Raw genomic sequence first — 8,723 nt, forward strand, 5'->3', positions numbered from 1 at the left:
CAAGGAAGTTTCTGTTGAAATTCCTTTCGAAGTAGTTGCTGAATAATATAGTTTTCTACAAAGAGAAAAATAGAAAGAAGAGGAGTTCGCTCCTCTTTTTTTGTTTTTCTATTCTAACAGAAGATAAAGGGTTGTCTAGTAGAGAGAACTCTTTTTTTATTGATAGCTGATAGGGACAACTAGTTATATGATAAAAAAGCCTATCCAATTCATTTTGGATAGGCTTTTTTGTGTTTTATATTTGCTATATCGCTTAAATATTATCGTATAGATATCTTTTGATGCTCTTCTTCGGAGTTTTTTCGAACTCGGTAGGGTAGAGTTGTATCTGACTTACCTTTTCGTATGCTGCAACTGCTTTGTTTAGATTCTTCAAATTTTCATCCATTATCGTTTTTAAACTTTCAGGATTATCTAAGCCTAGAGAACCTAGAGATTCATAGTCAGCATATACAAGTGCTACAAGTTTTTTATTGCGTTCGACAACTATACTTTCAACTACAAATGGTAAGTTGTTTAAACGAGTTTCAATCTCTTCTGGGAATATATTTTGCCCACTAGATGTAAGAATCATCGTTTTACTTCTTCCACGAATGAAAATATTATTATTTTCATCAATTGTCCCTAAGTCTCCAGTTCTCAACCAGCCATCTTTAGTAAACACATCTTTGGTTGCTTCTTCATTTTTGTAGTAGCCTACCATAACATTTTCACCACGTATTTGTATTTCTCCTAATTTATCACTTGGATTTTCCTTATATACACGGGCTTCCATAATATCGAGAGTCTTACCCGAAGAACCAGGAACAAATTCATCCCAAGGAGCGTAACTAATCAGTGGACCACACTCTGTCATACCATAACCAATGGTAAAAGGGAATTTTATTTTATAAAAGAAATCTTCTACTTCTGGGTTCATTGCTGCACCTCCAATAATGATTTCTTTAAATCTGCCTCCCAGTGAGTCGATAAGTTTCTTTCGTATTTGAGCATAGATCTGGGAGTCTAAAACGGGAATACTAAGTGCCCATTTCATCCCTTTCTTGCTCAACATGGGCTGAATAACATTGGTATATATCTTCTCTATGACAAGAGGAACAGTTATAATAAGGTTTGGCTTTACTTCTTCAAAAGCTTTTATGATAATTTTAGGAGAAGGAACTTTTCCTAAAAGGGTAACATGTGTACCTACAGCAGTAGCTGTTAAAAAGTCGAAGGCACATCCATAAGCATGAGCTAGGGGGAGAAACGAAAGTACATTATCTCCTTTTTTAAGTAGCTCTGTACGTATACCAAAAGTTACATTTCCTGCTAAGTTATTGCCTGTTAGCATTACACCTTTACTGAATCCTGTAGTTCCTGATGTATAATTAAGAAGCATTACCTTATCATTAGATAAATCGGTATAAACAATATCGTCAGGACTAAAGCCATGAGGATAAGCTGTTTTCATTTCCTGATTAATGTATTTCATAAACTTTTGAACGGTTTCACCATCTCTTTGGTGAAGGCATCTAAAGTCTGTTAAGGAAAATACACCTCTGATATTAGGTAGTTTCTCTTCTTCTAGTGTATCCCAAATGGTATCACTTGTGAATAGGAAGATAGATTCAGAGTGGTTAACAATGTGATGTACGTCATTGGGGTTAAAATCTTGTAAAATAGGAACAATAATTGCTCCGTAGGTGATAGAAGCCATATAAGCAATGCACCATTTAGAGTTGTTTTTCCCTATTAAAGCTATTTTATCTCCTCGGCGAAGTTTACAATGTTCAAATAAAAGATGTAGTTTAGCTATTTCTTTAGCAACTTCTCCGTAGGTAAAACTAGTGTTCTGACCATAATCGGTATAACATGGTAAATCCCAGTTATCTCGGAAACTGTGTTCATATAACTTTATAAAGTTTTCTTTTATCATTGCACGAAACGTGTTGTTTTGAGCAAAAGTAGGAATAATATTGATAGTTTTAAGGCTTTTAGCAAATAACAACTCTTTGGTATAACATCTTTTAAGCATAATAATATGTAACTTTGGGGCAAAAGTTAGTTTTATAGACAATGATTGATAATACTATTTTCCAAAATAAAAAAGCGGCCTATTACACTCTAGGCTGCAAGTTAAACTTCTCAGAAACATCTACTTTTGGTAAAATATTAAGAGAGTATGGTGTACGTACTGCACGAAAAAATGAAATAGCCGATATCTGTATAATTAACACTTGCTCTGTTACTGAAATGGCTGATAAAAAGTGTAGACAAGCTATAAAGAGGATGCATAGAGAACATCCAGGAGCTTTTATCGTTGTTACTGGATGTTATGCTCAGCTTAAACCCGATGAAATTACTGAAATTGAGGGGGTTGACATTGTACTAGGTTCGGAGCAAAAGAAAGATTTTATTAAGTTTTTAGGTAATTTAGAGAAGAAGGATGGAGCTCAAGCCTATACTACTAAGTTGACTGATATAAAGACTTTTTCTCCTTCTTGCTCGAGAGGGAACAGAACTAGATTTTTCTTGAAGGTTCAGGATGGTTGTGACTATTTCTGTACTTATTGTACAATACCATTTGCTAGAGGGTTTAGTAGAAATGGATCTATTGAATCGATTGTAAATCAAGCTAAACAGGCTGCTCGTGATGGTGGAAAGGAAATAGTTATTACGGGAGTTAATACAGGAGATTTTGGTAAGACAACCAATGAAACATTTATAGACTTAGTTAAATTACTTGATGAAGTTGAAGGTATTGAACGTTTTAGGATTTCATCGATAGAACCTAATTTGTTGACAGATGAGATTATTGAGTTTGTAGCTCAGTCTAAACGATTTATGCCTCATTTCCATATTCCTCTTCAATCAGGAAGTGATGATGTGTTAAAGCTTATGCATAGACGTTATGATACGGCTTTATTTGCTCATAAGGTTGAAAAAATAAAAGCTTTAGTACCTCATGCTTTTATTGGCGTAGATGTAATTGTGGGGACACGTGGAGAGACACAAACTTTTTTTGATAAGAGTTTAGATTTTATTGAATCACTTGATATTACTCAACTTCATGTGTTTAGTTATTCCGAACGTCCTGGAACAATGGCCTTGAAAATAGACCATGAAGTATCTCCTCAAGAGAAACATGAACGTAGTCAACGTTTACTTGCTATTTCGGATAAGAAGACAGAAGCTTTTTATGAGCAGTTTATTGGTCAAGAGATGCCTGTCCTTTTCGAAAAAGCTCATAATTCTGACGTGATGCATGGCTTTACGCCCAATTATATTCGTATAGAAATACCCAATCATCCTGAGTTGGACAATGAAATAAGAAGTGTGAAATTAGGAGAATTTAATGAGTCAAGAACTGCACTGAAAGGAGAATTAATCTAATGAAAGATAAAATTCTATATGGTTTAGTCTTTGGTTTCTTTTGGTTATTAGCTTGCTTACCTTTTTGGACGTTATATCTAATATCGGATCTGTTATCATTTATACTTTATCGAGTTGTCGGATATAGAAGAAAAGTAGTGAGAACGAATTTAGCTAATTCTTTCCCTGATAAGAGTCTCGATGAAATAAAGAAAATAGAGAGAAAGTTCTATCATTATATAGCCGATTATTTTGTGGAGGAGATTAAAATTATGCGTCTTTCACATAAACAGCTCTTAAAGAGAATGTCTTATCATAATCAAAAGCTTTTTTTAGATTGTATTGAGGAATATGGTGGAGTCGTTCTTCTTATTCCTCATTATGCTAATTTTGAATGGATTATAGGAATGGGAGCAATTATGAAAGAAGGTGATCTTCCCGTTCAAATTTATAAACCTCTTCGAAATCAATACTTTGATAAGTTGTTTAATTATATCCGTTCTCGTTTCGGAGGATATAATGTTAAAAAGCATTCCACAGTTAGAGAGCTTGTTCGGTTAAAACGCGATGGCATTAAAATGGCTGTCGGTTTAATTGCCGATCAGAATCCGAGTAGTAATGATGCTCGTTATTGGACCACTTTTTTGAATCAAGATACTGTTTTTATGGATGGGGCAGAACGTATTGCCAAAATGATGCGTTTCCCTGTTTTATATTGTGATTTGGAAAGAATAAAAAGAGGTTATTGCAAGATGACATTTAGGTTAGTTACCAAAGAGCCTAAAGCAACAGCTGATGGAGAAATTACAGAAGCTTTTGCTCGACATATCGAAGAAACTATTCATAGAGAGCCTGCATTTTGGTTCTGGTCTCATAAACGCTGGAAACGAAAAAGGGAGAATCAAGATGAATAAGGTAGCAGTTGTTATACTAAATTGGAATGGAGCTGAGATGCTCGATCAGTTTTTACCTTCTGTTGTTCAAAATAGTTTGTCTTGTGAGGGGGCTGTGGTTTATGTTGCTGATAATGGCTCTACAGACACTTCTGTTGAGTTAGTACAACAAAAGTATCCAGAAGTTCAGCTACTCGTACTCGATCAAAATTATGGCTTTGCAGAAGGATATAATAGAGCAATACAATCTATCGAAGCTGAATATATCGTTCTCTTAAACTCTGATGTTGAGGTTGCTCCAAATTGGTTAGAACCCATGGTGGAGTATTTGGATGCTCATCCAGAGGTAGCAGCTTGCCAACCCAAAATCAGAAGTTGGAGGGATAAATTGTCTTTTGAATACGCAGGTGCTTGTGGCGGATTTATAGATAAATATGGATATCCTTTTTGTAGAGGAAGAATTATGAATACTCTAGAAAAGGATGAAAATCAATACGAGTCTGTTATTCCTATCTTTTGGGCTACAGGAGCTGCTTTATTTATCCGAAGAAATGTGTATTTAGAGGTAGGAGGATTAGACTCTCGTTTCTTTGCACACATGGAGGAGATAGATCTCTGTTGGAGAATCAATGCTAGAGGTTATCAAATTGTTGTTATACCCCAAAGCTTAGTATATCATGTTGGTGGTGCTACTCTGAGCTATAATAATCCCAAAAAGACTTTTCTCAACTTTAGAAATAATCTTGTAATGATTTACAAGAATATCTCTAGTTCTGAGTTAAATAAAGTTTTACAAGTTCGAAGAATATTAGATTATATCGCTATCTTGTTTTTCATATTAAAAGGAGAACTTAAGAATGCCAAAGCTGTTTATAGTGCTAGGAGAGAGTTCTATCAGATGAAGCATGAGTTTGCTGCGTCTAGGGAAGAAAACCTAAAGTATTCTAAACAGAAACTTAATGGAATATATAGAAAATCTATAATATTTGATTATTATATTAGAGGTGTAAAGAAGTTTTCACTGATAAGAATAAAATAACGATATGGAAAAAACACGTAGATTAGTTAGAAAAATAGGGTTGGTTGCTCACGATGCAATGAAGAAAGATATGATAGAATGGGTTTTATGGAACTCTGAAATATTAAAAGGTCATACTTTTTTCTGTACAGGAACGACTGGTACATTAATTAAGCAAGCCTTAAAAAATAAGCATCCTGAAGAAGAGTGGGATATTACGATATTAAAATCAGGTCCACTTGGCGGTGATCAACAAATGGGTTCACGCATAGTAGAAGGAGAGATAGATTACTTATTCTTCTTTACAGACCCAATGACGTTGCAACCTCATGATACTGACGTTAAAGCTTTGACTAGACTAGCAGGCGTAGAAAATATCATATTCTGCTGCAATCGTTCAACTGCCGACCACATTATTAGTAGTCCGTTGTTTGAAGATCCTGAGTATGTTCGTACCCATCCAGATTACACTACTTATACTAAGCGTTTCGAAGATAAGAACGTGGTAGATGAAGCTGTAGAGTCTGTTGAAAAGAGATTAAAAGAATAAAATAATACCTATCTAAAAAAAGCGAGATCATGTACGATCTCGCTTTTTTTATGAGCTAAATAGATAAGTTATAATTTAGCATATTCTTTATGGAAGCCTATTACAGCTTCAATACCTTTTCTAAACATGTCTAGAGGAAAGTTTTCGTTTGGTGAGTGGATTGCATTACTTTCCAATCCAAAGCCCATTAAGATTGTCTTAACCCCCAATACTTCTTCAAATGTAGCGATGATAGGAATACTTCCACCTCTCCTTACTGGTAGAGGTTTTTTACCAAATGCTTTTTCAAAACCTCTTTCAGCAGCTTGGTAGGCTGGAAGGTCTATAGGGCATAGATAACCCTGTCCACCATGGCTAGGTATTACTTTTACTTTTACCGATTTTGGAGCAATTTGCTGTACATAATCTTCAAAAAGTTGAAGTATTTCTTCGTAGTCTTGATGAGCAACTAGTCGAGTTGATACTTTAGCATAGGCTTTAGAAGGTAAAACGGTTTTGGAACCCTCTCCAGTATATCCACCCCAAATACCACAAACGTCGAATGATGGGCGACAGCTATTTCTTTCAATAGTGCTGTATCCTTTTTCTCCGGCTACTTCAGCAACATCAATTGCTTTTTTGTATTTCTCTTCGTCAAAAGGTATTTGAGCAATCATTTTACGCTCTTCAGCAGGAATATCTGCTACTTTGTCGTAGAAACCAGGAATTGTAATTCTACCATCTTCATCTACCATTTTACTGATGATACCGCATAGAGCATTAATTGGATTAGCTACTGCTCCACCAAAGTGACCCGAATGCAAGTCCCTATTTGGTCCTGTAACTTCTAATTGCCAATAAGCTAAACCACGTAGTCCTGTAGTTAATGAAGGTAGTTCTGCACTCAGCATACTAGTATCTGATACTAATATAATATCCGATTTCAATAGCTCTTTATGCTCTTTGCAGAATGCTTCAAGATTGGGTGAACCAATTTCTTCTTCACCTTCAAGAATAAACTTGATGTTGTTTTGAAGTAATCCGTTCTTATTTAGGTATTCAAAAGCTTTTGCTTGAATAAATGATTGTCCTTTATCGTCGTCAGCACCTCTTGCCCAGATGTGTTCATCTCTGATCTCGGGTTCAAAAGGATTGCTTTTCCATAATTCTAATGGTTCGGCTGGCATAACATCGTAGTGTCCATAGATAAGTACTGTCTTAGCTTTAGGGTCTACCATTTTTTCAGCGTAGAGTATGGGGTGACCTTTTGTGGGCATAATATCTACTTTGTCAACACCTGCAGCTAATAAGAGTTCTTTCCAGCGATTGGCACATTTGATCATGTCTTCTTTGTGCTCTGGTTTTGCACTGATACTCGGAATGCGAATTAAGCTGAATAGCTCTTCTAGCATTCTTTTTTCATTGTCTTTAATGTAAGATTTGATTTCATTCATAGATATGTAGTTTTATTGATTAAATAAAAGTCTAAAATTGTGAGTGCTGTCATGGCTTCTACTATAGGTACAGCCCTAGGTAGAACGCAAGAGTCGTGTCTACCTCTCGCTTTTAATACGGTGTCTTTTCCTTCAACAGTTACCGTTTCTTGTTCCATTAAAATAGTAGCTACAGGTTTAAAGGCTACTCGAAAATAAATGTCTTGACCATTACTGATGCCTCCTTGTATGCCACCCGAATTATTACTTTTGAAGTCTATTTTGCCTTGGTTTTCAAAGAAAATATCATTTTGCTCTTTACCCGTTTGTTCTAGGTTTCTGAAACCTTGTCCATACTCAAAGCCTTTCACTGCATTGATGGATAGCATAGCATTGCCTAATGCTGCATGCAATTTACCAAATACAGGTTCACCCAATCCAATAGGAGTACCTTTTACAACACAAGATACTGTACCCCCAATCGTATTGCCTTCTCCCTTAATTTTATAAATTAGAGCATCCATCTCTTCTGCTTTTTGAGGATCAGGACATCGTACATCATTCTTTTCGATTTCAGAGAAGTCGTATTCTGAATAAGATTTATCTAGTTTGATAGGACCTACTTGAGATGTATAAGCAGTTATTTCAATGCCCAATTGTTTTAATGCAAGTTTTGCTAATGAACCAGCTACCACACGAGATACAGTTTCTCTAGCTGAAGATCTTCCTCCACCTCGATGATCTCTTACTCTATACTTATTGTGATATGTAAAATCGGCATGAGAGGGTCTGAAGACCTCTTTTAAATTATTGTAGTCATTGGAATGCTGATTGGTGTTCCACACTATAAAACCAATAGGGCATCCGGTTGTTTTCCCTTCGAAGATACCCGATAGAAACTCAACTTTATCAGATTCTTTCCGTGCTGTGGTTAATCTAGATTGACCTGGCTTTCGGCGATCGAGCTCATTTTGTATAAACTCTTCATCTATAGTAATCCCTGCAGGAAAACCATCGATTACACCACCTATACCTTTTCCGTGAGATTCCCCAAAGCTGGTTAATCTCAATATATTACCAAATGAGTTGAACATATTTAGCTCGATATTAGTTTTTAACTATGTGTTTATTACAAATATAATAAAATATATAGACCCAAGATAGGCATATTGTTTAGAATAAATCTATATAAATCTCCTGTTATTAAGAAAAGAACATCAATTTATCTTTCTAAACCTTGTTTGACTGGTGTTATCTTAACTATCTTTGTGTTTAATACAAATTGTAATTATTAAAATAAGAATAAAATGAAGAAAAATTTATTTACACTTTTAATGCTATTTGGCGTAATCGGATTATTCTCGGCATGTAGTAGTGACGATGATGATAATAAAGATCCAGAAGAAGAAACTAGTAAGCTTGTTGGAACCTGGAATTTAGATTCAACTTCACCTTTGATTTTTGAATGGGAAGCCAAAGAGGGGGTAAAAGATTTT

Annotated in this window: 7 protein-coding genes and 1 pseudogene; 5 read left to right on the plus strand and 3 right to left on the minus strand. The window is 35.3% G+C overall.

Annotated features, from left to right (window positions below; genetic code table 11):
* Positions 1 to 253: 253 nt before the first annotated feature.
* Positions 254 to 1,918 (minus strand): long-chain fatty acid--CoA ligase, encoded by a 1,665-nt coding sequence (locus tag K8V80_RS02875; RefSeq protein ID WP_276775351.1) that lies wholly within the window; start codon positions 1,916 to 1,918, stop codon positions 254 to 256.
* 140 nt (positions 1,919 to 2,058) lie between these two features.
* On the opposite strand from K8V80_RS02875, the gene mtaB reads away from it, so the two are divergent.
* From mtaB to K8V80_RS02895, 4 genes are read left to right on the plus strand one after another with little or no spacing between them, the layout of a single operon-like run.
* Positions 2,059 to 3,375, plus strand: a complete 1,317-nt coding sequence (gene mtaB / locus K8V80_RS02880; RefSeq protein WP_276775339.1) for a tRNA (N(6)-L-threonylcarbamoyladenosine(37)-C(2))-methylthiotransferase MtaB — start codon at positions 2,059 to 2,061, stop codon at positions 3,373 to 3,375.
* Positions 3,375 to 4,268, plus strand: coding sequence for a lysophospholipid acyltransferase family protein (locus K8V80_RS02885; RefSeq protein ID WP_276775341.1), 894 nt, complete (start codon positions 3,375 to 3,377; stop codon positions 4,266 to 4,268). Before mtaB ends, K8V80_RS02885 begins: the two co-directional genes overlap by 1 nt.
* Complete coding sequence (locus K8V80_RS02890; protein ID WP_276775343.1) at positions 4,261 to 5,286, plus strand: glycosyltransferase family 2 protein; 1,026 nt, start codon at positions 4,261 to 4,263, stop codon at positions 5,284 to 5,286. Before K8V80_RS02885 ends, K8V80_RS02890 begins: the two co-directional genes overlap by 8 nt.
* Positions 5,287 to 5,290: 4 nt before the next feature.
* On the plus strand, positions 5,291 to 5,815 hold the full coding sequence (locus K8V80_RS02895) for a methylglyoxal synthase (RefSeq protein ID WP_006743476.1): 525 nt from the start codon (positions 5,291 to 5,293) through the stop codon (positions 5,813 to 5,815).
* 68 nt (positions 5,816 to 5,883) lie between these two features.
* On the opposite strand, the gene K8V80_RS02900 is transcribed toward K8V80_RS02895, so the two are convergent.
* Together K8V80_RS02900 and aroC are read right to left on the minus strand one after the other, a co-directional pair.
* Positions 5,884 to 7,248: a dipeptidase gene (locus tag K8V80_RS02900; RefSeq protein ID WP_276775346.1), complete on the minus strand. Its 1,365-nt coding sequence runs from the start codon at positions 7,246 to 7,248 to the stop codon at positions 5,884 to 5,886.
* Entirely contained in the window at positions 7,245 to 8,321 is a 1,077-nt protein-coding gene (gene aroC, locus K8V80_RS02905; protein ID WP_276775349.1) for a chorismate synthase, read from the minus strand. The genes K8V80_RS02900 and aroC overlap by 4 nt, the downstream gene beginning before the upstream one ends.
* Positions 8,322 to 8,534: 213 nt before the next feature.
* On the opposite strand from aroC, the pseudogene K8V80_RS02910 reads away from it, so the two are divergent.
* Positions 8,535 to 8,723, plus strand: a pseudogene (locus K8V80_RS02910) (hypothetical protein); the annotation flags it as partial.

Origin of the sequence: Bacteroides coprosuis, assembly GCF_020741705.1 — a bacterium.
Lineage (GTDB): Bacteria > Bacteroidota > Bacteroidia > Bacteroidales > Bacteroidaceae > Bacteroides_E > Bacteroides_E coprosuis.